This window comes from Pseudomonas sp. B1(2018) (assembly GCF_003097365.1).
GTDB lineage: Bacteria > Pseudomonadota > Gammaproteobacteria > Pseudomonadales > Pseudomonadaceae > Aquipseudomonas > Aquipseudomonas laurylsulfatiphila.
This window is the reverse complement of record NZ_PYUK01000004.1, coordinates 323735-350501: the sequence shown is the minus strand read 5'-3', so window position 1 is coordinate 350501 and position 26767 is coordinate 323735. Positions and strand designations below refer to the sequence as shown.

24 protein-coding genes are annotated in these 26767 nt (G+C 60.3%); all 24 read right to left on the bottom strand.

Translation table 11 applies throughout. The features are described from left to right. Nucleotides 1–53: 53 nt before the first annotated feature. Nucleotides 54–1022, bottom strand: coding sequence for a flagellar motor switch protein FliM (fliM, locus tag C9422_RS08700; protein WP_015096242.1), 969 nt, complete (start codon nt 1020–1022; stop codon nt 54–56). A gap of 9 nt (nt 1023–1031) precedes the next feature. Then, a complete protein-coding gene (gene fliL / locus C9422_RS08695) occupies nt 1032–1532 on the bottom strand; it encodes a flagellar basal body-associated protein FliL (protein WP_116580351.1) in 501 nt (166 codons plus the stop codon). Between the two features lie 235 nt (nt 1533–1767). Next, complete coding sequence (locus C9422_RS08685; RefSeq protein ID WP_116580350.1) at nt 1768–3141, bottom strand: flagellar hook-length control protein FliK; 1374 nt, start codon at nt 3139–3141, stop codon at nt 1768–1770. Nucleotides 3142–3241: 100 nt separating this feature from the next. Beyond that, nucleotides 3242–3541 carry an Hpt domain-containing protein gene (locus C9422_RS08680; protein WP_116580385.1) on the bottom strand — a complete coding sequence of 100 codons (300 nt, stop codon included), beginning with the start codon at nt 3539–3541 and terminating at the stop codon, nt 3242–3244. Between the two features lie 84 nt (nt 3542–3625). Then, nucleotides 3626–5332: a fused response regulator/phosphatase gene (locus tag C9422_RS08675; RefSeq protein WP_116580349.1), complete on the bottom strand. Its 1707-nt coding sequence runs from the start codon at nt 5330–5332 to the stop codon at nt 3626–3628. Nucleotides 5333–5337: 5 nt separating this feature from the next. After that, nucleotides 5338–5637 (bottom strand): STAS domain-containing protein, encoded by a 300-nt coding sequence (locus C9422_RS08670; protein ID WP_007975342.1) that lies wholly within the window; start codon nt 5635–5637, stop codon nt 5338–5340. Nucleotides 5638–5775: 138 nt separating this feature from the next. Then, on the bottom strand, nt 5776–6225 hold the full coding sequence (gene fliJ / locus C9422_RS08665) for a flagellar export protein FliJ (RefSeq protein WP_102699429.1): 450 nt from the start codon (nt 6223–6225) through the stop codon (nt 5776–5778). A gap of 6 nt (nt 6226–6231) precedes the next feature. Beyond that, complete coding sequence (gene fliI, locus C9422_RS08660) at nt 6232–7590, bottom strand: flagellar protein export ATPase FliI (protein WP_007975340.1); 1359 nt, start codon at nt 7588–7590, stop codon at nt 6232–6234. After that, nucleotides 7580–8377 (bottom strand): flagellar assembly protein FliH, encoded by a 798-nt coding sequence (gene fliH / locus C9422_RS08655; protein ID WP_116580348.1) that lies wholly within the window; start codon nt 8375–8377, stop codon nt 7580–7582. The genes fliI and fliH overlap by 11 nt, the downstream gene beginning before the upstream one ends. Nucleotides 8378–8381: 4 nt before the next feature. Beyond that, nucleotides 8382–9401: a flagellar motor switch protein FliG gene (gene fliG, locus C9422_RS08650; RefSeq protein WP_007983391.1), complete on the bottom strand. Its 1020-nt coding sequence runs from the start codon at nt 9399–9401 to the stop codon at nt 8382–8384. After that, a complete protein-coding gene (gene fliF, locus C9422_RS08645; protein ID WP_116580347.1) occupies nt 9394–11181 on the bottom strand; it encodes a flagellar basal-body MS-ring/collar protein FliF in 1788 nt (595 codons plus the stop codon). The genes fliG and fliF overlap by 8 nt, the downstream gene beginning before the upstream one ends. A 16-nt stretch (nt 11182–11197) precedes the next feature. Then, nucleotides 11198–11524 carry a flagellar hook-basal body complex protein FliE gene (gene fliE, locus C9422_RS08640; RefSeq protein ID WP_008021337.1) on the bottom strand — a complete coding sequence of 109 codons (327 nt, stop codon included), beginning with the start codon at nt 11522–11524 and terminating at the stop codon, nt 11198–11200. Nucleotides 11525–11770: 246 nt separating this feature from the next. Then, a complete protein-coding gene (locus C9422_RS08635) occupies nt 11771–13156 on the bottom strand; it encodes a sigma-54 dependent transcriptional regulator (protein WP_116580346.1) in 1386 nt (461 codons plus the stop codon). A 5-nt stretch (nt 13157–13161) separates the two neighbouring features. Further along, nucleotides 13162–14367: a PAS domain-containing sensor histidine kinase gene (locus tag C9422_RS08630; protein WP_165824759.1), complete on the bottom strand. Its 1206-nt coding sequence runs from the start codon at nt 14365–14367 to the stop codon at nt 13162–13164. Nucleotides 14368–14495: 128 nt separating this feature from the next. Next, nucleotides 14496–15971, bottom strand: a complete 1476-nt coding sequence (locus C9422_RS08625) for a sigma-54 dependent transcriptional regulator (protein ID WP_007975331.1) — start codon at nt 15969–15971, stop codon at nt 14496–14498. A 172-nt stretch (nt 15972–16143) separates the two neighbouring features. Beyond that, entirely contained in the window at nt 16144–16440 is a 297-nt protein-coding gene (fliT, locus tag C9422_RS08620; protein WP_077045766.1) for a flagellar protein FliT, read from the bottom strand. 24 nt (nt 16441–16464) lie between these two features. Next, nucleotides 16465–16854 (bottom strand): flagellar export chaperone FliS, encoded by a 390-nt coding sequence (fliS, locus tag C9422_RS08615; RefSeq protein ID WP_116580344.1) that lies wholly within the window; start codon nt 16852–16854, stop codon nt 16465–16467. 156 nt (nt 16855–17010) lie between these two features. Next, a complete protein-coding gene (gene fliD, locus C9422_RS08610) occupies nt 17011–18396 on the bottom strand; it encodes a flagellar filament capping protein FliD (protein WP_116580343.1) in 1386 nt (461 codons plus the stop codon). A gap of 81 nt (nt 18397–18477) precedes the next feature. Further along, on the bottom strand, nt 18478–18828 hold the full coding sequence (locus C9422_RS08605; RefSeq protein WP_116580342.1) for a flagellar protein FlaG: 351 nt from the start codon (nt 18826–18828) through the stop codon (nt 18478–18480). Nucleotides 18829–18903: 75 nt separating this feature from the next. Next, a complete protein-coding gene (locus tag C9422_RS08600) occupies nt 18904–20337 on the bottom strand; it encodes a flagellin (RefSeq protein WP_116580341.1) in 1434 nt (477 codons plus the stop codon). A gap of 252 nt (nt 20338–20589) precedes the next feature. Then, nucleotides 20590–21519 (bottom strand): ketoacyl-ACP synthase III, encoded by a 930-nt coding sequence (locus C9422_RS08595; protein WP_116580340.1) that lies wholly within the window; start codon nt 21517–21519, stop codon nt 20590–20592. Between the two features lie 315 nt (nt 21520–21834). After that, complete coding sequence (locus C9422_RS08590) at nt 21835–23424, bottom strand: flagellar hook-associated protein 3 (protein WP_116580339.1); 1590 nt, start codon at nt 23422–23424, stop codon at nt 21835–21837. Between the two features lie 13 nt (nt 23425–23437). Beyond that, on the bottom strand, nt 23438–25450 hold the full coding sequence (flgK, locus tag C9422_RS08585; protein ID WP_116580338.1) for a flagellar hook-associated protein FlgK: 2013 nt from the start codon (nt 25448–25450) through the stop codon (nt 23438–23440). A 23-nt stretch (nt 25451–25473) separates the two neighbouring features. After that, nucleotides 25474–26760, bottom strand: coding sequence for a flagellar assembly peptidoglycan hydrolase FlgJ (flgJ, locus tag C9422_RS08580; RefSeq protein ID WP_116580337.1), 1287 nt, complete (start codon nt 26758–26760; stop codon nt 25474–25476). Between the last annotated feature and the right edge of the window lie 7 nt (nt 26761–26767).

Here is a 26767-nt window from a genome sequence, read left to right as displayed (position 1 = left end):
TCGGCGAGCAAAAGTTCAGAATTCGGTTAATCACGAATGAGTAGGAGCGCCGGTCAACGGCGCTCGATCGGCTCGATCACTTGCAACGCCAGGTTGCCCTTGTGCGAACCCATCTTGACCTTGAAGGCCGGCACGCCGTTGGCGCGCATGATCATTTCTTCCGGCATGTCGACCGGGATCACATCCCCCGGCTGCATGTGCAGAATGTCGCGCAGGCGCAGTTGACGACGGGCCACCGTCGCACCGATCGGCACGTCGACGTCCAGCACGTCCTGGCGCAGGGCGTTGACCCAGCGCTCGTCCTGGTCGTCGAGGTCCGACTGGAAGCCGGCGTCGAGCATCTCGCGCACCGGCTCGATCATCGAATACGGCATGGTCACGTGCAGGTCGCCGCCGCCGCCATCGAGTTCGATGTGGAAGGTCGACACCACAATGGCTTCGCTCGGGCCGACGATGTTGGCCATGGCCGGGTTCACTTCGGAGTTGATGTACTCGAAGTTGACTTCCATGATCGCCTGCCAGGCTTCCTTCAGATCGACGAACGCCTGCTCCAGCACCATGCGCACCACACGCAGTTCGGTCGGGGTGAATTCACGCCCTTCGATCTTGGCGTGCCGGCCGTCGCCACCGAAGAAGTTGTCCACCAGTTTGAACACCAGTTTGGCGTCGAGGATGAACAGCGCGGTGCCGCGCAGCGGTTTGATCTTGACCAGGTTGAGACTGGTCGGTACGTACAGCGAGTGCACGTATTCGCCAAACTTCATCACCTGCACGCCGCCGACCGCCACGTCTGCCGAACGACGCAGCATGTTGAACATGCTGATGCGGGTATAACGGGCGAAACGCTCGTTGATCATTTCCAGGGTCGGCATGCGTCCACGGACGATGCGATCCTGGCTGGTCAGGTCGTAGCTTTTTACGCTGCCGGGTTCGGCAGCATTTTCGGTCTGTACCAGACCATCGTCGACGCCATGCAGCAGCGCATCGATCTCATCCTGGGACAGCAGGTCCTGCACGGCCATGTCGTGTTCCTACTGCAGTACGAAATTAGTGAAAAGCAACTGTTCGACCACCACTTTGCCGAGCTCTTTCTGCGCCACTTCCTGGACGCTGGCGGTGGCCTTCTGCCGTAGCATTTCCTGGCCGACCGGCGACGCGAGGGTCGCAAAGTCCTGCCCGGAGAACAGCATCACCAGGTTGTTGCGGATCACCGGCATGTGGACCTTGAGCGCCTCCAGATCCGCCGGGTTGCGCGCGAGCATGGTGATGCTCACCTGCATGTAGCGCTGGCGGCCGTTCTGGTTGAAGTTGGCCACGAATGCCGGCGCCATCGGCTCGAAAATCGCCGGCTGTTTGCCGATGGGAGCGGTTTCCGCTACGGCGGCAGGCTTGCTCTGAGCGCTGTGCATGAAGTACCAGGTCGCGCCCACGGACACACCGATCGCCAGCAGCAGGGCCACCACGATCAGGATGATCAGCTTGAGTTTGCCTTTGGATGCGGGGTCTTTTACTGCTGCGTCGCTCTTCGCCATGCCAATAATCCGTCACTATTCGGGTTTTCACAGTCGCACGGCAAGGCAAGAGCAAGTGTTATGCCAGAAGTGTCGGGAGAGGCATGGGTGGGGAGGGGCGCGATTTGAAGAACACTGCAACCCCCTGTGGGAGCGGGCTTGCCCGCGAAGAGGACGGAACATTCAACATTGATGCTGACTGTGCCGACGCCTTCGCGGGCAAGCCCGCTCCCACAGGGTTATATGTCTGCCGGGATCAGGCGTAATAATCGACTGCGCTGGAGCCGATCACGCTGGTGGTAGTGGCAGCCACTTCAGCGACGCCCGCGGTCAGGTCGTCATCCATTGAATCGATACGGCCGCCGCTAGCACTGGCCCGTCCGGCCTGGCTTTGCCGGGCATGTTCCTGCCCTTGTTGCGAACCACGGGACTGGTCCGAAACGTTGACATCGACCTGCCCCATGCCCTGCTGCGCAAACATGTCGCGCAAGCGATGGACCTGGCTGTCCAGCGCCTCACGGACGCCCGGATGCGCACTCATGAACGTGACCTGGGTCTGCTGATCGGGAACCATGTTCACCCTAATGTCCAGACGCCCCAGTTCAGCGGGCTGCAACTGGATGTCCGCGGCCTTGAGGTTGGCACTGGACAGGTACATGACCCGGTTCACCACCTCTTCGGTCCAGCCGTTCTGGTGCATGGCGATCGGCTGGTTCACCGGCAAGGCATTGGCTGTCTTCGGTGTGGCCGCCTGTGTCAGCGCTGCCAGACGGTTGGCGAAATCATCGACACGGGTGTCGCTGCCGGCAGACTTGAGATCTTTCAGACCGCCGTCGATCAAGCCGCTGAAAGCCTTGTCGTCACCCTTGCCTGCACTGTCCTTGTCGGCCTGGACATCCAGCATGGTCGACATGCCGGCGGCAAAGCTTTGCGCCGACGTCAGCTCACCGTCAGCCTGGGCTTGCGCCTGTGTCGGTGCGGCCTTTGGCTGCGCCTGACTGGAAGCCGACACGTGACCGCTCTGCTCCATCGCCAGGCGTAACGCCGGCAGGGCGTCGAGTGGATCGGCCTCGGGATCGAAGTCGCCGTCAGCGCTGGTCGGCGCCGGAACGCTTGTAGCCGTGATCGCCGCAGCAACCGGCGCTTCAACCGCTGGCTGCACCGCATCGGCTACGGCAGGCGCTGCTGGCGCCGGTGTTACTGGCGCTGGCACCACTGGCTGCATGGCTTGCAGCACCGCAGGATCAAGCGCCGGATCAACCGGCGCGGCATCGACGACCTGAGCCGGGTCGACCTCTGCCGCATCATCGCCGGCGGCCTTGTCGCCAGCTTGCACCGATGGGTCGGCAGGCAAGGATTTGCCGCCATCGGCAACCACCGGCTCCCCGGCGGCAGACTTGTCGTCGCCAGCGTCTTTCTTTGCGCCGACACCGGAGGTCTTGTCACGATCAGGCTTGATCGGAGCATCCGCCAGTGCACTGGCCTTGTTTGGGGCCTGATTGGCGTAGACATGGGCAAAGCTTGCGGCCTTGTCCCCAGGCTCTGCGGCCACTGCCGGGGGATTGGCGGAGGCAGCCTGAGTCTTGGCCTGCCTGGAGGCCTGAAGCAGAATATTGGGGGTAACGGGCATGAAACGGTCTCCGCTGCACAGGGCTCGTAAGTACAGTTGGGTTAGATATCTGCAAAGGTCGAGCCAGTTTCACTCGACAGAGACCAAAAGCAGCGCTTGCTCAGATTTTCGCCGGACAACGCTGTCGCTCAGCTTCGTACAGAGGGCGGATACCGGCGAATTCGCCGTCGATTTCGCGGACCAGTTGCTGAATGGCGGCCCATGGCAAATCGTTGGCCCGCTGTTCAAGTTGATGGCAGAGTTCGGTCAGCTTGAGGGCGCCCATATTGCTGCTGCTGCCCTTGAAACTATGGGCGGTTTCAACGAGCCGTGCGGCACTGTCAGTCGCTCTCAAGACTTTCAGGCGCTCTTCGGAGTCCGCAAGAAAGATATCCAGCAGATCCGGATAACCCTCTTCCATCACTTCCCGCAATGCACTCAGCACGCTGCGATCCACATGTGTGTCGTCGTCCACTTGCTCACTCCTTGATCAAGAATGCGCGGATTATGCCAGAGCCTCCCAGATAAACTCCACGCGTGCACTTCGACCATTGTCGGTCCAGCGGGCATTACGCCCCAACTGGCGGATCAGACTGATCCCGCGTCCCGACAGGCGGATGGCGTCCAATGGCCTTTCCATCACCCGCTCGACATCGAACCCCTCGCCGCTGTCTTCGACCTGAATCGTCAGGCAACCGCCGTCGTCTGTCGGCGCCACCTGCAAATGGACCCGCACATAGCCTTCCTGCAGCTCGCCGAGCCGGGCATTGCGCTCTTGATAATATCGCGCAAAACCCGAGGCATTGCGCTTGAGGCTCGAATCCAGCCCCAGCACGCCGTGCTCCAGCGCGTTGGAATAAAGCTCCGCCAATACACTGTAGAGCGCACCGCTCTGAGCTCGCAGGCCATGCACCTCAAGCAGCAACTGCAGCAGATAGGGCAAGGGATTGAATCGCTTGAGCGTGGCGGCGCGGAACTCGAAGCTTACCGACCAGTCCAGCGGGCACGACTGGCCGCTGTCGGAGTAGACCAACGCCGGCGGCGTGATTTGTTCCGGCTCCAGCAGGCTGATTTCGACCATGCTGACATCGTCGCGTGCCTCACCACCGAAATCGCGCAGCGCCTGCTCGATCTCTTCGAACAGCACATCCGGCTGACGATTGGCGGCGAACACCTGCTGCAATCGCTGCACGCCAAACAACTGTTCATTGGCGCCGCAGGTGTCGATCACCCCATCGGACAAGAGGAACACCCGATCCCCGCGCGCCATGGGAAACACTTCGGTGCGCTCATCGAAGGATTCCGGGCTCAGCACCCCCAAAGGCAGGTGCCGCGCCGGCAGAGGCGTACGCTCGCCACTGGCAATGCGATGCAGGTAACCGTCGGGCATTCCACCGTTCCAGACCTCCACCGAACGACGCTGAAAACTCAGGCACAGCATCGTGGCACAGCAGAACATGTCCACCGGCAGGATGCGCTTGAGCTTGGCATTCATTTCGCGCAGGGTTTCCGCCAGGCCATAGCCCTTGGCGGTCATCCCGTAGAAGACTTCGGCCAGTGGCATGGCACCCACGGCCGCCGGCAGACCGTGGCCGGTGAAGTCACCCAACATTACGTGCATGTCGCCGGCCGGGGTGAACGCGGCCAGCAACAGGTCGCCATTGAACAGCGCATAGGGCGATTGCAGATAACGGATATTCGGCGCGGCGTTCAGGCAGCCAGCGTGCGCCACCTTGTCGAAAACCGCCTTGGCCACGCGCTGTTCGTTGAGCAGGTAGTCGTGGTGCCTGGCGATCTGGTCACGCTGCTGCAGAACGGTGTCCTGCAAGCGCCGCAAGCGATCCATCGCCTTGATCTTGGCCGCGAGAATCACCTGGTTATAAGGCTTCGCCAGAAAGTCGTCGCCGCCGACCTCCAGACAACGGGCCAGCGCCTCGCTTTCGGACAAGGACGTGAGGAAGATGATCGGCACCAGGGTTTCCCCGGCCAGGGCCTTGATCTGCCGGGCCGCCTCGAAGCCGTCCATGACCGGCATCATCGCATCCATCAACACCAGGTGCGGCTGTTGCTCGCGAAACGCGTCGACCGCTTCGGCGCCGTTGGCCGCCGTCAGCACTTGGTGCCCCTGGCGGCGCAGGATGCTCGCCAACAGCAGGCGATCGGCGGCGCTGTCCTCGGCAATCAGGATCGTCAGCGGCTCCAGTGGCTGCATGGCAATCAACTGATGTCGAACAGTTTGTCGAAGTTGGAAATGGCGAGGATTTTGCGCACGTCGGTACTGCTGTTGACCACGCGGATGTCGGAATCATCGCCACCGGCGTGATCGCGCAGCAAAAGCAGCATGCCCAAGGCCGAGCTGTCGAGGTAAGTGGCGTCTTTCAGGTCGACCACAACCGCCGATAGCTGTTTATCTTCGTAGGACTGACGAAATTCCTGATGCTTGGCGAAATCGAAACGACCCTTGACCGATATCGTCAGCTTTTGCCCATCGGGTGAGACTTCTGTAACAACTGGCATGTCATGGCTTCCTTGTCATTTGTAAACCTGCTTGTACAAGGTTTAGCAGTTGGTAGAGGTTGGGGCAAGGCTGGAAGCGGCGCGAATCCTGTGGGAGCGTGGCTTGCCCGCGATGAACGATAACGCGGTCCACCCGATTCAATACTGATCCTGCCGTGGCAAGCGCTGGGACAGTTCATCCAGCAATTTCTGTTCGCGCCGGTCTTCGAGCGCCCGCGCCTCATCGGCATAGCGCTGAACCAGCTTGCGCAGGCCTTCGACCCGGGCAAATGCCTGCTGCCAGGTTTCCCGGGCCTTGTTCAGGTTGTTCTGATGCCAGGCCAGGCTTTGCCGCTGCTGGTCGATGGCCGTGCCCAGTTGCGCCAGGAAGCCCTGATAACCCAGCAACCATTGGCCCGAGACGCCGCCGCTGCCGCGTACGATCCATTGTTCCTGATAGTCGAGACGGAAGGCTTCGAGGTCGGCGAGCTTGCTTTCCGCCAGGCGAACCTGCCCTTGAAAGTGCCCCAGGCGCTGGACCGCGGTTTTCTCGGCCTTTTCGGCCATTTCCACCACCGGCGCCAGCCTGCCTGCCCGACTCTGGGCCATGACCGCTTATCCGCCCGCCGCGGGCGCGAAGATCGAGGCGAGATACGCTTCGCTTTCACCCAGGCTGATGCTGTCGTTGAGGCCCTGACGCAGGTATTTGACCAGTTGCGGTTGCAGGGAAATCGCCAGGTCGGTCTCGCGATCACCGCCGGCGACATAGGCGCCGACGCTGATCAGGTCACGACTCTGCTGATAACGCGACCACAATTGCTTGAAGTATTGTGCACGGGTCATGTGCTCCGGCGACACCACCGCCGGCATGACCCGGCTGATGGACGCTTCGATATCGATGGCCGGATAGTGCCCTTCCTCGGCCAGGCGCCGGGAGAGCACGATGTGTCCGTCGAGTACACCCCGTGCCGAGTCGGCAATCGGGTCCTGCTGGTCATCGCCCTCGGACAGCACAGTGTAGAACGCGGTGATCGAACCGCCGCCCTTCTCCGCGTTACCGGCGCGCTCCACCAGCTTCGGCAGTTTGGCGAACACCGATGGCGGATAGCCCTTGGTCGCCGGTGGTTCGCCGATGGCCAGGGCGATTTCCCGCTGCGCCTGGGCAAAACGGGTCAGGGAATCCATGAGCAACAGGACATTCTTGCCCTTGTCGCGGAAATATTCGGCGATGCGCGTGCAGTACATGGCGGCGCGCAGTCGCATCAGCGGCGCATCGTCAGCCGGGGATGCCACGACCACGGAACGCTTGAGTCCTTCTTCACCCAGGATATGCTCGATGAATTCCTTGACTTCACGGCCCCGCTCACCGATCAGACCGACGACGATAATGTCGGCCTCGGTAAAGCGCGTCATCATCCCCAGCAACACCGATTTACCGACACCGGTACCGGCAAACAGGCCGAGTCGCTGGCCGCGGCCGACCGTCAACATGCCGTTGATGCAACGGATGCCCACGTCCAGCGGCTCGCTGATGGGCTCGCGCTTGAGCGGGTTGATGGTCGGGCCGTCCATCGGCACCCAGTCTTCTGCCTTCATCCCGCCCTTGCCGTCCAGTGCACGACCGGCACCGTCGAGCACCCTTCCGAGCATGCTCATGCCCATGGGCAGGCGACCGGTATCGGCCAGGGGCACCACTCGGGCGCCGGGTGCGATGCCGGCGACACTGCCGACCGGCATCAGAAAGACTTTGCTGCCAGAGAAGCCCATGACCTCCGCTTCCACCTGCACCGGGTGATAGCTGTCGTCATTGATGACCATGCAGCGGCTGCCCATGGCGGCACGCAGGCCTTCGGCTTCGAGGGTCAGGCCGACCATGCGCAGCAGGCGGCCTTCGAGGATCGGTGCGCCCTCCAGTCCCGTGGCCTCGGCGTAGCTGCCCAGGCGCTTGGCGAAACTGGTGCGTTCAAGGCGCATCGGGGACATCCGGAGCCGGAGCGACCGCAGGCTTGCCTTCGATCGGCAGTTCCAGGCTCAGGTCCGGTGCAGCCGGGTGCAAGGCCTGCTCGTGCAACTGATCAAACAGCTTGTCCATCACCCGTGCGACGCGGGTTTCCACCGTGGCATCGATACGGCTGTGTTCTGTCTCGACCCGGCAACCGCCAGGCAACAACGACTCGTCTTCGACGATTCGCCAGGTTTCTTCATGGCGTTCGCGCAGGGCTTTGACCTGTTCGAAATCCTGCGGGTTGATGTACAGCCGCACATTGCCCACGCCCAACGGCAGGAGCTTGAGCGCTTCGCGCATGACGTGTTCGATCTGCGTCGAGTCGATGGCCAGTTCGCGCTGGATCACCTGCCTGGTGATGTGCTGCACGAGGTCGACCAGGGACTTTTCGATCTGGGTGTCCTGTTCGGCGATAGGCTCGAACAGATGGCCCATCAATTGCTCCAGCGCCGCGATCTTGGCGGTCAGGGCCACTTCGGCTTCCTGGCGGACCTTGAGCGTGGTGCTGTGGAAACCTTCCTTCTCACCCACCGCGAAACCTTCGTTGTAGGCTTCCTGGCGAATGCTTTCGAGTTCTTCGAGGGTCAGTGGCTGGACTTCCTCCAGCGGCACTTCCTCCATTTCCGGCGGCTCGGGTTCCGGTTCAGGCTCCGGCTCGGGTGCAGGCGGGTCGAAACTGGGCAGCGCCCAAGTGTCGAAGCCACTGACATCCCTGGCCCGGATCAGGTCAGTGGGTGCATCATCATTCTTGACCATGGTGTTAGATCATTTCCTCGCCGCCCTTGCCGCCGAGAACGATTTCTCCGGCTTCGGCCATACGGCGGGCGATGGTGAGGATTTCCTTCTGCGCGGTTTCCACGTCGCTGACGCGCACCGGGCCCTTGGCTTCCAGGTCGTCGCGCAGCAGTTCGGCGGCACGTTTGGACATGTTCTTGAAGATCTTCTCCTTGACGCCTTCGTCCGACCCCTTGAGGGCCAGCACCAGCACATCGGAGGACACCTCGCGGAGCAGCGCCTGGATGCCGCGGTCGTCGACATCGGCCAGGTTGTTGAACACGAACATGAGGTCCTCGATCTGACCGGACAGGTCTTCGTCGACTTCGCGGATCGAATCCATGAGCTGGCCTTCGATCGAGCTGTCGAGGAAGTTCATGATGTCCGCCGCCCGCTTGATGCCACCCAGGGTGGTGCGCGAGGCATTCGAGTTGCCGGAGAACTGCTTCTCGAGAATCTGGTTGAGTTCTTTCAGGGCCGCCGGTTGCACGGTGTTCAGCGAGGACACGCGCAGGATGATGTCCAGTCGCACCTTGTGGTCGAAGTTGCCGAGCACTTCACCGGCCTGGTCCGGATCGAGGTAGGCCACCACGATTGCCTGGATCTGCGGGTGCTCATAACGGATCACGTCGGCGACGGCGCGCGGCTCCATCCACTTCAGGCTGTCGAGGCCGCTGGTGTTGCCACCCAGCAGGATGCGGTCGATCAGGCCGTTGGCCTTGTCTTCGCCCAGGGCCTGGGTGAGCATTTTGCGCACATAGTCGTCGGAGCCGACGCCCAGGCTGGTCTGGTCGCCGACGATATCGACGAACTCGCTCATCACCTGCTCGACCTGCTCGCGGTGCACATTACCCATCTGGGCCATGGCCACGCCCACGCGCTGAACCTCTTTGGGGCCCATGTGGCGCAGCACCTGGGCCGCATCGGTGGAGCCCAGGGACAGCAACAGGATTGCGGCTTTGTCGACCTTGGACAGTTTGGCGGCAACGGCTCGGTTATCACTCATCTGCGTTAATCCACTCTTTCACGACCTGGGCCACACGACCCGGGTCTTCGGCCACCAGACTCTTGATTGCGTTCAACTGAGCGTCATAACCTTCGCTCGGGCTCGGCAGCAGAATGCTGGTCGGACCACCAAGGCTGACACGGTCGTTGGCCAGTTCGCCATCCAGACCGCCCATGCCACCCAACTCGACGTCGCTGCCGATACCGGCCAGCTGCTTGCCTTTACCGCCACCGGTGATGTTGTTGAGCACCGGACGCAGGACACCGAACACCAGCACCAGAATGAACAGCACACCCAGCACTTGCTTGACGATGTCCCAGAACCACGGCTGGGAGTAGAACGGAATATCGGCAATCACTTCGCCGCGCTCGGCGGAGAATGGCATGTTGATCACACTGACGCTGTCGCCACGGCTGGCGTCGAAACCGACGGCGTCCTGCACCAGACGGGTGAAGCGCGCCAATTCATCGGCGGTCCACGGCGCACGGCTGGTTTCGCCGTTGGCCGGGTTGATCTTGACCTGATCGTCGACCACCACCGACACCGACAGGCGATTCAACCGACCCTGCTGCTGTTTGGTGTGGCTGATGGAACGGTCGAGTTCGAAGTTCCTGGTCGATTGCTGACGCTTGTCTGCGGGGTACGGCGCCAGCATCGGCTGGCCGGTGGCCGGGTCCATGATTTGCTGGCCGTTGGCGTCGATCAGAGGCTGCCCTGGCTGCACCATGCCGGCCGATGCAGTCGCGCCACCGGTGGTTTGCGGCGCGGAGGCCGGCGATGGCGGCTGGTTGCTCAAGGCACCCGGCACGCCTTGCGGACCATTGCTGGCGGTACGTTGTTCGTTGACCGACTGTTCGCTGCGCAACGCCGGTTGATCCGGATTGAACTGCTCGGAAGTCGACTCGACCGCACTGAAGTCCACATCGGCGGACACTTCGGCTTTGTAACGATCATTGCCAAGCACCGGTTGCAGGATGTTGTGCACGCGCTGGGTGAGCATGCTTTCCATGCGACGGCTGTAGTCGAACTGCTTGCCGGCCATGGTCAGTTCGGAGTTTTCCGCCTGATCCGAGAGCAGGTTGCCCTTCTGGTCGACGACGGTGATCTGCGACTTGCTGAGTTCGGGAACGCTGGTCGCCACCAGGTTGATGATCGCCACGACCTGGCCTGGCTCGAGGGAGCGACCGGAATAGAGTTCAACCAGTACCGAAGCGCTCGGCTTGCGCTCGTCGCGCACGAACACCGAACTCTTCGGGATCGCCAGGTGCACGCGGGCGCCCTTGACGTTGTTCAGGCTGGAAATGGTGCGGGCCAGCTCGCCTTCGAGGCCGCGACGATAGCGGGTCGCTTCCATGAACTGGCTGGTGCCCAGCCCCTGTTCCTTGTCGAGGATTTCAAAACCGATGTTGCCGTCGCTGGGAGTGACACCAGCGCCTGCGAGTTTGAGCCGCGCACGGGACAGGTCCTCGGCCTTGACCAGCAAGGCACCGGAATTGGGTTCGACGGTGTACGGAATATCGGCGGAGGCCAGGGTATCCATGACCTGCTTGGCGTCCATGCCGGCAAGGCTGCCGTACAGAGGCCGGTAGTCCGGCTGTTGAGACCACAGCACCACGGCAAAACCAATCGCCACGCTCGCCGCCAGACCGACCAACAGGCCCACCTGACGCAACATGGTCATCTCGGAGAGGTTTTCCAGGAAGGACAACCCGAACAGCGGCGGTTTGCCGTCTATTGGAGTGGCCTTGGCCGGAACATTATCGGCGACTGCTTCTGCCATGACTCAATCTCGTCCTTTAAACCGGCATCTGCATGATGTCTTGGTAGGCCTGAACCAGCTTGTTGCGCACCTGGGTCAACGCCTGGAATGACACACTGGCCTTCTGAGAGGAAATCATCACGTCTGTCAGGTCGACGCCGCTTTTGCCGATTTCGAAGGCGCTGGCCAACTGAGTGGAAGCCTGTTGGGTGTCGTTCACTTTATTGACGGCCTGGCCGAGCATGTCGGAAAAGCTGCTGCCCGCCACTTCAGGGACGGCAGTCGATTTCGGCGCAGACATGGCATCCATTTGCATGGCGCGCATATCCAGCATCAACCGATTGAATTCAATACCTTGGCTCATGGTCTCTCTCTTTGACGACCCGCAATTTTTTGACACTCACTCGGCGGGTAATGAGGTGTTAGCAACAAGGGTGCCAGCTCCGTGGCCACGCTGAACAAAACGCCTTCATCAGCTCGCAATCTTCTGTAGGAGCGAGCTCGCTCGCGATGGACCCAAGAACGACGTGTTTATCCTGAAACCCCGCGTTATCGTTAACGACCATCGCGAGCAGGCTCGCTCCTACAGGGCTCAGGCGCAGGCTAGCGGTCAAGTGGCGAACAGATAGGCTTCCACATCCATGCCGGCATCGCGCATCTGCGCCAGCTTGTAGCGCAGGGTTCGCGGGCTGATCCCCAGGCGCTCGGCCGCCTCTTTGCGCCGACCACGCTCGGCGCGCAGGGTATCGATGATCATCTGGAACTCACGGCGACGCAGGTCATCCCCCAGCGCACCGGCCGACTCGGACTCAGCCTCCATGGACCGCAGCGGCGCCGCAACCGACACAGGCAACGGAGCGCAGGCCACCGGCCCGGCCAGGCAAAAGTCCTGCGGCTGGATCAGACCGCCCTGTTGCAAAATCAGCGCGCGCTGAATCGCGTTATCCAGTTCACGCACGTTACCTGGCCACGGATAACCGATCAGGCACGCCTGAGCCTCGGGCGACAACCTGGCAGCCGAATGCTTCATTTTATTGACGTGCCTGGCCAACAGACGCTCGGCCAACGGCAGAATGTCAGCGGTGCGCTCACGCAGCGGACGCCAGGCCAGCGGAAACACCGACAGGCGATAATAGAGGTCTTCGCGAAAGCGCCCCGCCGCCACCTCACCCGCCAGGTCGCGGTTGGTGGTTGCGACCACGCGAATATCCAGCGCGATCGGTTTACGCGCCCCCACCCTCTCGACCTCGCGCTCCTGCAGCACACGCAGCAATTTGGCCTGGAGCCCCAGGGGCATTTCGGATATTTCGTCGAGCAGAAGGGTACCGCCGTCCGCCTGCTCGAACTTGCCGGCTTGCGCGGCAATGGCGCCGGTAAAGGAACCCTTTTCGTGACCGAACAAGGTCGCTTCGAGCATGTTGTCCGGGATCGCGGCGCAGTTGATCGCAATGAACGGCTGACTGGCGCGATGAGAATGCTGATGGATGTAACGCGCCAGCACCTCCTTGCCCGTGCCCGATTCACCCGAAATCAACACCGTGGAATCACTGCGCGCCACCCGCGCCGCCAGCTCGAGCAACTGGGCGCTCGCCGGCTCGAGCGCTACCGGCCCCTCACCCTCGGCCAGGCCAAGACTGCCCAGGGCATGGCGCGCCACCAGGTCGAGCAACGCCTTGGGTTCGAATGGCTTGACCAGGTAGTCCGCCGCCCCCTGGCGCATCGCATCGACCGCACGCTCGACCGCACCGTGAGCCGTCATCAGCAACACCGGCAACTGCGGCTGCCGCGCTCGCAGCAGGCCCAGCAACTGGTGGCCGTCCATGCCTGGCATGTTGACGTCGCTGATCACCAGGCTGAAAGCCTCGCCGCCGACAGCTACCAGCGCCTCTTGCGCCGAACCCACCGCCTTGTAATCGTGCCCCGCGAGCAACAGCGTATCAGCCAGTGCCTCGCGCAACGCACGGTCGTCCTCGACCAACAGAACCTTGATGCCCATCTCTGTCACTCCGCTCCCTGAGCGTTACTGAACAGCGGCAGGATCACCTGCGCGCAAGTGCCGCGACCGAGCCGCGAACGCAGCTGCAATTCTCCCTGATGCGCACGGGCCACCGCCTTGACCACGGTCAGGCCAAGACCTGTTCCGGTGGTTTTGGTGGTAAAAAAAGGTTCGCCCAATCGCGCCAGAACCGCGGCATCGATGCCCGAGCCACTGTCACTGACACACAGGCGCAAGGTGTTGCCGCGGGTGTAGAGGTGAATCTTCAGGCGCAAGTGACCGGCACTGGCCTGAATGGCGTTCTCGATCAGGTTGAGGATCGCGCCGACCAGAGTGTCGCGATTGCACAGCAACTCCCCCGAATGACTGTCGCACTGCCAGCGGATCGGCAGATCCTGCACATGGGTCAGTGCGGCCGCCTGCAGCGATTGCATCAGTTGGCCAGGGGTTACGCGGTCGGTCAGCGGCAACTCACCCCGAGCAAACACCAGCATGTCGCGCACCTGGTGCTCGAGCTCGTGCAGGCGCTCCTTGAGACGCCCGGCAAAACGCTGCTGGGTAGCGACCGGCAGCGCTTGCTCGGTCAAATGACTGGCGTACAGCAACGCGGCGGACAACGGCGTGCGTATCTGATGAGCCAAGGAAGCGACCATGCGCCCCAACGACGACAGGCGCTCATGCCGAGCCAACTGATCCTGCAGATGGCGGGTTTCGGTCAGGTCATTGAGCAACACCAACTGGCCAGGCTCGGCGTCCAGCGAGCGCGTGGCGATCGACAGGCGCCGCCCATCCTTGAGGGAGACCTCATGGCCATCGTCTTCGCGCGGCGCAAAGCAGCGGGCAATGACGTGGCGCCACAATTCACCTTCCAGCGGCAGGCCCAGCAACTCGCACGCCGCCGGATTGGCTTCGCGCACGATGCCCTGGGCGTCGATGACGATGACACCGCCAGGCAATAGATCAAGGAGATTTTGCAGGCGGTTGGCCAGGCGTTCTTTTTCCGCCAGTTCCTGCATGCGCTGGGCGCTGACCACCGCCAGTTCACCCTTGAGCTCGGTGACCCGGGCTTCAAGCATGCTGTAGGAATCGGTCAACTGACTGGACATCTGATTGAACAGCGCGAATGCCTGCTCAAGACCCAGACGGCTCGCCTGCTCTACGGACGACGGCTGCCGCGAAGCATCCCCAAAAGCATCTGAGGCAGGAGATATCTGGGCGGATAGGGGCATGGTGCTCTCTCGCTTGGCTGACCGTCAGTGAAACGGAACGTTGCGAGGGACAAAGCAATACCCATGCCTAAAAAAAACTTCTTATAAATGAATGGGTTGAAAAACAGGCGTCAATCCTCCGCCTGTTCATCTCCATCACGACGGCTCATGCCGTACTTGCGCATCTTTTCCACCAGCGTGGTACGACGAATACGCAGGCGCTCAGCCGCGCGCGCCACGATGCCGTTGGCATCATCCAGCGCCTGCTGGATCAACCCTTGCTCCAGGCCACCGAGGTAGTCCTTCAGGTCCAGACCCTCCGGCGGCAACATGGCGTTGGCCGTGAAGTCCTGGGTATGACCGTTGATGGCCACGCGCTCTTCCAGATCAGTGCGCAGGCTGTCGACCATTTGCTCGTCTTCATCGTCGACGTAGCGGAATTTCTTCGGCAGCTCGACCACGCCGATCACGCCGTATGGATGCATGATCGCCATGCGCTCCACCAGGTTGGCCAGTTCACGAACGTTACCCGGCCAGCCATGCCGGCACAGCGACATGATCGCCGCCGAGTTGAAACGGATCGAACCGCGCTTCTCGTGCTCCATGCGCGAGATCAGCTCGTTCATCAGCAGCGGAATGTCCTCGACGCGCTCGCGCAGCGGCGCCATCTCGATCGGGAACACATTCAGGCGGTAGTACAGGTCTTCGCGGAAAGTGCCGATCTCGATCATGCTTTCGAGATTCTTGTGGGTCGCGGCAATGATGCGCACGTCGACGCTCTGGGTCTTGTTGCTGCCCACGCGTTCGAAAGTGCGCTCCTGCAATACGCGCAGCAGCTTGACCTGCATCGGCAGCGGCATGTCGCCGATTTCATCGAGGAACAGCGTGCCGCCATTGGCCAGCTCGAATCGACCGGCACGGCTGGTGATTGCCCCGGTGAAGGCGCCCTTCTCATGACCGAACAATTCGCTTTCCAGCAACTCGGCCGGGATCGCCCCGCAGTTGACCGGCACGAACGGCGCTTCGCGGCGCTTGGAATGGTAATGCAGGTTGCGCGCAACCACTTCCTTGCCGGTGCCGGACTCGCCGAGGATCAGCACGCTGGCATCGGTATCGGCGACTTGCTGCATCATCTGGCGGACGTGCTGGATCGCCCGGCTGGTGCCGACAAGACTGCGGAAAAGGTTGGGTTCGCGATGACGACCGCGCTCGCGGGCCTGGTCGTACATCTCGCGATAGACCTGGGCACGGTGCAGCGAGTCGAGCAGCTTGCTGTAGCTGGGCGGCATTTCGAGGGTCGAAAGCACCCGGCGACGCTGGTCCTCCGGCAGGTCAATGGAAGAATTATCGCCCATTAACAAAACCGGAAGGAACTCATCCCAGGTCGAGAGTGTCTTTAGCAAGCCCAGAAGTGCACCAGGAGCATTGACCGTCCCGATCAGGACACAGATTACTTCACGACTTGACGACAAAGAGCCGACAGCCTGCTGCCAGTCATGGCTACCGCAGGGTAAATTTTCTTCGCCGAGAAAATTTAAAATCACCGCCAGGTCGCGGCGGCGGACGCTATCGTCATCAATCAGCAGAATTTTGGTTTCACGCCACATGCAATAGCAACTTCCCTAGTCAACTCAATGCCCAAAATGCTGGGGCAAGCTAAACGCTTGCAGGCCTGATATGCCTGAAGACGACTGAATTCTGGAACCAGCCACTAGTTAAGTCAAAAAACCGTGCACAGTCAAATTTATGGCGCACTATGTTTGGATTAACCGGCGTCAATTAACCAAACAGATGGTAAACCTTTGATGCCTTTTGTGCTTGGTTGATCTGCGACATCTCATCGACTATTGCCTGACGCTCGCCCATCGTCGCCGTCAGCAACTCTTTGTACACTGCCAGCAACCCTTCCAGATTGCTCCGCACCGCATCTTCGTCGATCGGCGCTTCACTGAGCACCTCGTCGACGCATTCACGACAGGTCGAATCCAGTTCGCCGATCGCGTCCCAGTTACGCGCCGCCAGGGCGTCGATCAGGGCTTCGCGGGTTTCTTCTATGCGCCGCAGTGCTTGACTCATGACGTCATCCTCAGACCCTCGGGCCTATTGATTGGCAATTGCATCCCAACCGCTTTTCAGGGTTTCAAGCAAACCCGATACCTCGTCGATGATCGCCGCGTTGTTATCGCGATTGGCTTCCATCAGGCGGGTCATCATGTAGGCGTACAAATTGTCGAGCTGCTGCAGCGACGCCGGATCATCGGTCTTTTCCGGGTTCAAGCCATCACGCAGGCCGATGATGATGTCCACGGCCTTGCCCAACATCAACCCCTTGAGTGCGGTGTCGCCCCGCTCCATGGCGCCCTTGGCCTGGGCCATGCGGTCCAGCCCGCCCTCCATCAGCATCTGCACCAGGCGATGAGGGCTGGCTTCCGAGATCTGGGCATGGGAATTGACCTTCTGGTATTGGCGAAGGGCTCTCATGGGGTTCATGTTTCTACCTCGTGACAGACAACAGCTTGAAATTGGGAAGGCTCTGATCTTTATGTCGACTGGTCGACACATAACTTTAATGCAGACCCGCCGCCCCGTGAAAAAACCCTGGCGCTGACTTTACAGGCAACCCGGGTTTTTCATGCCTGATCCAAATCAGCTGTCTTTGGGATTGTTCAGCGCATTGAGCGTAGTCATGATGCTGTCGCTCTGGGCGCGCAGCCTGGCCACCAGGGAGTCCATCGCGGTGTACTTGGCGGTCAGACTTGTTTGCAGGCTGACCATCCGTGCATCGAGGGAGTCCTGCTGTTTCTTCAGGTCGTTCAGGCTATCGCTCAAGCTCGCCGAACGCGCGGCAAAGACCCCGGTAGTTTTCTGCGCGAAGGTGTCGGTAGCAGTCTTCATGCGCGCAAGCAAACCGGTATCGCCCGTAAAAATCCCGTTGATATCGGCGGCATTGGTCTTTGCCGCAGCACTGAACACTTTATCGTCGATCGACAGCAATCCGGTCTTCTGGTCGGTCTCGACACCAAACTGAGCGAGGGATTTCATCTGACCGGTGCCACCCATGGCGTTCAATTCGGTACGTACCGACGATAGCAATGAACGCAGCGACGCGTCGCCCGTGAGCGCACCTGTCGTCAACGAACCATCGGCATTGGTCGTGACCTGTGTCTCGGTGTTGGCAGCCTTGATCAGCGCGTTATAGGTGTCGACAAACCCCTTGACCGAAGACTTCAGCGTCGTAGTGTCGGCCGACACGGTGATAGTGGTTGGTGTTGCCGCACCGCCGCCAGACGGGACCGGAGAAACACCTGTCAATTTCAGCGTAATACCGCTCACGGCATCGGCAATGGTGTTGCTCTTCGATTCCATCGCCACACCGTCAAGCGTGTACTTGGCGTTCTGCGGTGTGGTGAGGATCGAGGTGCCGGTTTCCAGACCGGAATTGCCCGACAGGGTCAAGTCCGAACCGACCCCGGTTTTACTGCTCGTCAGCACCATTCGAGAACCGTTGGCATCGGTCAGGATGTTGGCACTCAAGCCCTGGTTCGCGTACTGGGAGTTGATCGAGTCGCGCACCTGCTGCAACGTCGCGCCAGCGGGAATGCTGACGTCGAAAGTATCGCTGCCCTGCTTGATGCTCAGCGTGGACGGCACCGCCCCGGCATTGACCACCGAGGAAGCGCCATCGGCGTAAACCTTGGTGGAAATTTTCGATGCGGTTGCCAACTGGGTGACCAGCAGCGAGAAATTGCCCGCCGCCGCACCGTTACCGGTGGTCACCGTGGCCACTTTTTCATCGGAGGACGTGCCGCTCAACCCGCTGAAGCTGGCGGTGGTTTTCATGTTATCCAACGCCCCACGGAAGGCATCCAGCGCCGCCTGGATTTTGCCGATCGACGACAGCGAGGTGGTTGCTTTCAGCGTCTGATTGTTGATTTGCGTCTGTTTTGGCGCTCTTTCGGAGTCCACCAAAGACTTAACAATCGCCTGGGTATCGATGTTCGAACCAATACCGCTGACCGTTGTACCCGCCATCATCTCTCTCCTTATCCAGTGGCTGCCGTTTTCTTGACCAGGAACGTCTTAAACAGCGACAGCAACAAAATTCATGCCAGTTCAGACTTTGCCGTCAAACAACAAACTACTGGCGTCCGACAGGCTCTGGGCCAGTTTTAGTGCAGCTTCCGACGGGATCTGACGAATCACCAGACCCGTATCGGTGGCGATGACCTTGACCACGACCCGGCCAGTGGAGTCATCAATGGAAAAATCCAGATTGCGCTGGGCAGCCTGGACAAACTCCTGAATATCGGTAACCGCTTTTTCCAGCTCGTCACGCTTTGGCTCGGGGCTCGAGGCCTTGAGCGCTTCAGTCTTGGGCTGTTCCGGTTTTCCAGTGACATTCGGCGTTACGCCCTGAAGGGCAACCGCGGGATAGGACTGGTTCAATTTGACGCTCATGTCCATGCCTTATCTCCTCATCATGAAAAAAAACAAAAGGGCGCGTAAACGCGCCCTTCCGTCAGTTACCAAGCGCTGGAATCAACCCAGCAGCTTCAGTACAGCCGATGGCAGCTGGTTAGCCTGCGACAGGATCGCAGTAGAAGCTTGTTGCAGGGTTTGTTGCTTGGTCAGCTGAGCAGTTTCTGCTGCGAAGTCAACGTCCTGGATCACGCCACGAGCAGAAGTGGAGTTGTCCGAGATGCTGCGCAGGTTGGCTACGGTGCTGTCGAAACGGTTTTGTACCGCACCGAGGTCAGCACGCTGGGAGTCGATAGCCGAGATCGCCTGGCTGATCACGTCGATAGCGTTCTGAGCGTTGGCTGCAGTGGTAACGTCAGTGGCCGCGACAGTGGTTTTAACCGAGCTGGCAGCAGTACCGGCGTTGAACAGGTTGGTCACGCCCGCGCCGCTCATCGAGTAGCTGTTGGCGGAGTTCAGGGAAACAGCGCCAGTGATCTGCAGAGGACCAGCAAGGGCGGCAACTGGAGCACCATAGACACCGGAACCGTCTTTGGCTGCAACCGAGATACCGGCGATTGCGTCTGCGTCACCGTTGTCCAGAGTGATGTTCTCACCGGTATCGGATTTAACCGACAGGGTACCAGCCTTGGCATCGTAGTTAACGCTGATGCCCAGTTTGGCGGCGTTGGATTTCAGTTGGTCAGCCAGTTCACCGGTGTTGGTCACACCCACCATGCTCACCGCGGCACCGGTGCCGACTTTAATGGTGAAGTTGGCGCTGGTAGTGATGGCAGCACTGTTGACAGTGAATTGAGCTTCAGTACTGGCAGTCGCGGTCACGCCACCAACAGCGGCTTTGTTGATCTGCGAAGCGGTGGTCTTGGCCGAATCACCCGCTGTAATGGTGAAGTTTGCGGTCTGGCCACCACCAACGAGAGTTACAGCACCACCAGCTACACCGGTTGCGCTCGGCGCGATCGCCAGGCTTTTCAGCTGCTGGGAGCCGATGTTGTTGGCCGATACGTCGCCCAGAGTCATGTTGATGGTCTGGTTGGCGTTGGCGCCTACCTGGAATTGGGTAGTACCGAAGGAGCCGTCCAGCAGGTTACGACCACCGAAGGTAGTGGTGGTAGCAATACGAGTCAGTTCAGCAGTCAGTGCAGAGTATTCGGCGTTGTTCGACTTACGGTCGTCATCGCTTGGCGAGCCGTTCGCGGAAGCCAGAGCCAGGGTACGCATTTTCTGCAGGATGTTGGTGGATTCCTGCATCGCGCCTTCAGCGGTTTGCGCGATGGAGATACCGTCACCGGCGTTCTTGATAGCCGCGCCCAGGCCGTTGATCTGGCTGGTCAGACGGTTGGAAATCTGCAGGCCGGCAGCGTCGTCTTTAGCGCTGTTGATACGCAGGCCGGAGGACAGGCGCTGCATGGAGGTTTGCAGATTACCGGAAGCTTTGTTCAGGTTGTTCTGAACGGTCAAGGAAGCAAGGTTGGTGTTTACGGTTAAAGCCATGACGAAATCCTCGTTGGATGGATACTGCGGCTTCCGGCCCTGGCAACCGCCTGGTGTGGCCTAGAGAACCTACGTAATAGTTATCGTCGTGAAGAGGCTTTGCTTGAGCGGTTTTTTCGAATTTTTTAGTGGCAGCTTGCCAGCCCTTTATTTTCAAGGCTTTAGAGCCAGAAAGTCGGCGTCAGAAAAACGCAAAACGCCCGGAAGTTTAAATTTCCGGGCGTTGTTTTTTTGTAGCATCGAGTCAGTCGATCAACCGCGATAGAGAATGGCCGAACCCCACGAGAGGCCCACGCCAAAGCCGCTGATGGCAACTCGAGTCCACTTGGAGTCGAAGACGTGGTTCTGCAACAGCAGCGGAATGCTCGACGACACCGTGTTACCGGTTTCAAGCATGTCCTTGACGAACTTCTCCGGCTCACCTTCTTCGAAGCGGCGCGCCACGGCATCGACGATGGCCGCACTGCCCTGGTGAATGCAGAAGGCATCGATGTCGCTCGCCTGCAAATTGGACTCATCCAACAACTCATGCAAATGCGCAGGGACTTTCAACAAGGCAAAGTTGAACACCTGGCGACCATTCATGAAGAACACACCGTCGCTGACCTTGAGGTGCGGTGCGCCGGAACCGTCGGTACCGAACTTCGACTTGCCCAGTTGCCAGACAGCGTTTTCGCCCATCCAGGTGGCGGTAGCGGCATCACCGAACAGCATCGTGGTGTTGCGGTCTTCCGGGTCGACGATCTTCGAATAAGGATCGGCAGTGATCAGCAGGCCATTTTTCAGCCCTGCCGCTTCCATGAAGCCTTTGATCGCATAGATGCCGTAGACGTAGCCAGAACAACCCAGGGAAATATCGAAAGCAGCGACATGGGTCGGCAAGCCCAGTTTGTCCTGAACGATCGCAGCAGTGTGCGGCAACCCTTCCTCATCGCCATTCTGGGTAACGACGATCAAGCAGTCGATGGATTCACGCTTGAGTTCTGGACTGGCGGCGAACAGCGCATTGGCTGCTTCGACACACAGATCGGACGTTTCCTGATCGGCACCCATGCGCGGCAAAAACGCAGAACCGATTTTGCCAAGGATAAAGGTTTCGTCCTTGTCGAACTTTGCACCCTGGGCGTAATTATCAATCCCGGCTGCCGGCACGTAACTCGCTATATTTTTTATGCCAATCATTATGGCTTCCCAATAATAAACAGCTGAACATCGCCGCTCGCTGAATCGAGGGCGTCTACAGTCAGGGCCTGGCCCCCAGAGGAGGCAACATCGGGGCTCAAGAAATACACCTTGAACAGCCCGCCACCTTCACCGCCCGCAGACAGGATACAGTGAAGATGCGCGTTTTGACTGACAGGTCACTCAGGCATCGCTGCTTTATTTGATTTTGTGGTCCGGATCCCGCCCTGCCCGGCCTCGCCCTCCCCCCAATAAAAAGCAAAAAAAAAGCCAGCCCCCTGTGACAGGGGCTGGCCGCGAGCGGTCAAGACCGACTCAAAGCTTGTTGAACAGGCTCAACTGGGAAACCCTGGCGAAGGCCAGTTGCGCGGCCTGCAGCATGGTTTGCTGCAGGGTCAGACGCGTCAGCACTTCCGCCGGGTCGGCGTTCTTGATCGAGTTGCCCGTCGATTCGTTGATCAGGCCGGCACTGGAGTTCTGGTCCTTCTGCATGTCCATCACGTTACCCCGGGCACCGATCGCGCCACGCGCCAGATCGACCTGGTTCTTGCCGTTGTTCAGGTTGGCAATGGAGGAGGCTACCGTGTTCTCCAGAAAACGCTGGGCGGCCGGATTGCCCTGGGTCGGTGCGTCGAGCGCCGAACGCAGCTGGCTGATGGTGTCGAGTACGTTCTGGGTCTGGTGCGTATTGACCGCGATATCGAACTGGTCGCCCGGATTGAGCACGCCGGGAGGAGTGCCGCCACTCAGGGTAAAGTCGACACCGGCGGCTGTCGCCACGCCAGCCACCACGGTCCCGGAGGTTACCGGCGTGCTGCCGCTGGTCAACGGACGAGCGTACAGGTCGAAGGTCCCGGGACCGGTGAACTTCAGGACCGCCCCGCCTTCCGGGAAAAAGCTGTTGTAATCAGCAGCATTGCTCACCGCTGCATTGCTCACGACCACCGTCGATACGTTGCTCGGGGCACGGTTGCTGACGAAGCTGTCCGGTTTGGCCGACAACTCGAAACTGTGAGTGGCGATGAAGCCATCGATATTGGTGGCGTTATCGCCAGCCTGGGGGGTGATGTCCAGCTTGAACGTCACGCCGCGGAAGTTGATGTCGGAGCCGCCCTTGGCATTCGGGTCGAACACCCCGCCGCCAGTCGCCTCGGCGGTCCTGTCGGCGCCGGTGGCATCGGTGATCACGAACTGGGTGCTGCTGGTGAACTGCAACTTGTAAGGCTCGCCGCCGCGGAAGTTCGCATCGAAGGCCGGACCGGAGTTCACCAGGCCTGGCGACAGCCTGACGCGTCCGTCATCGACGGGCGGCGTGAGCATGGTGGTCGAGCTGCGAGCGGCGTTGATCGCCTGCTGGAAAACGTCCCAGCCGGTATCGTTAAGGCCCAGCGACATCGAGTCACCGATCTTCAGCTCCAGCTGAGTCTGGTCACCCTGGTAGCTGTAGGTGCCGTCACTGTTGCGCACAAACGGCTGGGTATTGTTGCTGGCGCCAGAGAAGATGTACTTGCCGTTGGCGTCCTTGCTGTTCATCAAACTCAGCAATTGCTCTTCGGATTGCTTGAGTTCTGCGGCAATGGATTTGCGGTCATCGTCGTTCAACGAGCCGCCACCGGCACGTACCGCCAACTCGCTGACTTTCTGCAACACGTTGTTGATGCTGTCGAGCACGCTCTCTTCTTGCGCTTGAGCGGTGTTCAACGAGTTGATGTTGGTGGTGTACTGACCCAACATGGCTTTTTGCTGCTCAAGTTGCAGAAGGCGGGCCGCGCCGACCGGATCATCCGCTGCCGTCTCAAGCTTGACGCCGCTGCTGGCCTGCTCGGCGGTCTTCATCACGTTATTGAGGTTGCGAGAGTAGTTGGCAGCCGTCGTGGCGTAATACTGTGCTGTAGAAATGCGCATGTTCTACGGCTCCTTAAAGGGCATTGATCAGAGTGCTGAAAATTTCCTGCGCAGTCTTGATGATCTGCGAAGACGCCGTGTAGTACTGCTGATACTTGGTCAGGTTGCCGGCCTCTTCATCGAGATCGACCCCCGACAGCGAGTCACGGGCGTTTCGCGCCCCGGTCAGGATGGTGTCAGTGGCGGTGCCGTCCAGTTGAGCCTGCTTGGTCTGGGAGCCGACGCTCGACACCAGGCCACCATAAGCCTCGGTAAAACTCACACCCGGGCTCGTGGCAGTGGCCCCCACCGTTGCCTTGGTTTGCAGACCGAGCAAGGCCGAAGCATTGCGGTTGTCGGTGCTGCCGGCCGCGGTCATGGAAATATTGAAACTGTCACCCGAAGCCGGGCTGCCGCTGACGGTCATCCCCACGCTGAAGGTTTTGGCATTGCCACCGGCATCGGTGTAAGGCACGGCAATGTTCAGGTCGTTGTTCTGGCCTGGCACGATGTTGCCGGTACCGACGCTGTTGCCCTTGGCGTCGAACACCTCGTAGGCCGTGGCGCTGGTCATGAGCATGCGAACCGGCATCGATGCCTTGACCGCCGTCTGCACCTCCAGACGCTGGACCGGATCGTAGATATCCAGGGCAGTGTTCAGTGTCGGCTGACTGACAGCACCGGTACCGTCATTGCCCGAGGCCTTGGAAGAGGTTAGCGGAGCGGCCGTGGCCAGGGTTTTGGCGTCGGTCATGACCGTGGTCATGTCCGCGGCGGAGCTGCGCGTCGGGGTAATCTTGAAGCTGTCGCCGGCGGTGACCGAACCTGCGTTCAGGCTCAGGCTGAAGCCATCGATGACCGGCTCGGCAGCAGGAGGTGTAGCGAACGCGAAGTTGCCCATGTCGGTGTTATCCGACAAGCGACGCACGTTGTAGCCCGTGGCCGTGATGGTCACCTGATAGTCACTGGCCTGCAGCTTGCTGGTGTCCTTGATGGTGACGTTCAGGTTGCCGGAGGCCGGGTCGTTGTTCGCATTGGCGATGCTGCGCTGACTGATGGCTGCAGCGCTGTTGATGTTGTTGAACAGCGCGGCGCCGAAGTTGCCGTTCTGGTCCAGGCCCTGCCCCAACTGCTTGTTCACCTGATCCGCCACAACCATGGCGATGCGGCCCAGGCTATTGACCGCCGGCGTCAGCACTTCAGAGCGATAGCGCAACAGTCCACCCATCTGGCCGCCGCTCATCACACCCGTGATGTCGATCGACGAACTGCCACGATCCATGATGATCGAGGAACGGGTCGGGTCGGTCGGGTCTGCCGCCATACGCAATTTATTGACCGTGTCGCCGACAACCAACGGCTGGCCGCTACCCAGGTAGACATCCAGTCGGCCTTCGGTTTCGGTGACCTGAGTACCGACCAGCTCGTTGAGCTGGCGAATGGTTTCGTTGCGCTGGTCCAGCAGTTCGTTGGGCGTGCCACTCGAACTGCTGACTTCACTGATTCTCTTGTTGTACGCCGCGACAGTCGACGCCAGCTTGTTGACCTGTTCGGCCATCGAGCCCAACTGATCGTTGATGTAGGTGTTCTGCTGCGTCAACTGCTGGGATATGGCATTGAAGCGGCTGCTCAAACCCTGGGCATTGGTCAACAGCGCCTGGCGTGCAGCGTTGTCGTTGGAGTTCGCGGACAGCGTCTGCAACGACGAGAAGAAGGACTGCAGTGTCTTGGTGATGCCGGTGCCACTGTCGGACAGCAGTTTGTCCACCTGAGTGGCCTGCCCCAGATAAGCTTGCGCATCACCGTTGAGCGAGGTGGTGGTCTGCAACTGTGCATCGAGGTAGCTGTTGTACACCCGACGCACATCGGCCAGCGTCGTGCCGGTGCCGATGAACACATTGCCGTACTGAATAGAGCCTTTGGTGCCCTGTACAGTTTGTTGGCGCGAGTACCCGACGGTATCGACGTTGGAAATGTTGTTACCGGTAGTCACCAGCGAAGCGTGGCTAGCAGAGAGCCCCGACATCCCGATATTGAGCAAACTCATGGTTCAGACCTTATTCCTTGTGCCTATAAAGGCGTAGTGGAAACGCCCGCCGCAGCGTAGTTCTGGTAACTCGTCATCTGCTTGGCTATCTGCGAAATCTTGCTCGCGTAGTCCGGGTCGGTTGCGTAACCGGCCTTCTGCAACTCGCGTACAAACTGTTCCGGGTTATCGGCCGACTTCACGACATCTTGATAGCGATTATTGGTCTGCAGCAAAGTCACAAGGTCATGGAAACTGTCCTTGTAGGAGTCGTAGGAACGGAACTCGGCCGTCTCCTTGACCATCTGCCCGTTCCGGAATTCGCTGGTGATCGCCCGCGCCGAATTTCCCTGCCAACTGTTGCCGGCCTTGATGCCGAACAGGTTGTGGCTGCTGCTGCCATCCTGCTGGCGCATGACCGATTTACCCCAACCAGTTTCCAGCGCCGCCTGGGCCACCAGGTAACGCGGATCGACACCAATCCGCGCCGCCGCCTCCTTGGCCATCGGCAACATGGTGTTGACGAACTGGTCGGCGGAACTGAAGGCTTTCTTCGGGGGCGCCAACGGAATCTGCGCCATGGCGCGACCGTAGATCTGCATGCCGCCCGAGGAGGATTGCTGCGCAGTCGCCAGCCAGTCGCCGTTGTACAGCGGTCCCGTGCCGGTGCTCGTCGCGCGCTCAGGCAACGGTGTCTTGTTGATCGTCGTGGCAGCGGGCGTCGCCGAAGGCACCAACCCGGCCAACAGACGATCAGCCAGCTTCGGCGGCAATGCCAGGCGTCGCTGATTGATCAGCGCCATGTCATTGCGATGACCACCCTCACCCGCCTCTTGCGGCGCATGGACCGAGCGCGAAGCCCACAACGGCCGCTGGCCATTGACCCGCGACAGCGGTCCGTTGATTGCCGTCGTGCCGGCCGCCACCGGCGTTTGCACGGCGGCTTTCGCGGCCTCTTGCTTGGCCAGAGACGCTGCGGCGGCTTCACCCGGCGCCAGCGGTTTGTTCTTCGACATCTGGCGCATAAGCACGTCAGCCAGGCCGATACCACCGCCCTCGCGGGACATGGAAACGGCCAGTTGCTGGTCATACATTTCCTGATATTGCTTGGCCGCCGGGGTGTTCATCGGATTGTCCTGACCCAGCGCTTCGGTGGCCGAACGCATGGACTTGAGCATTTCCCCGAGGAACAGCGATTCGAATTCCTGCGCCACCTTGCGCAGGTTGCCGTCGCTGTTCTTGTCGCCGACCTTGAGCTGATTCAGACGATTGAGGTCCGAGTAGGAACCCGAATCGCTGCTGCTGACCAGACCGCTCTTGCGCATATCCACGATAGCC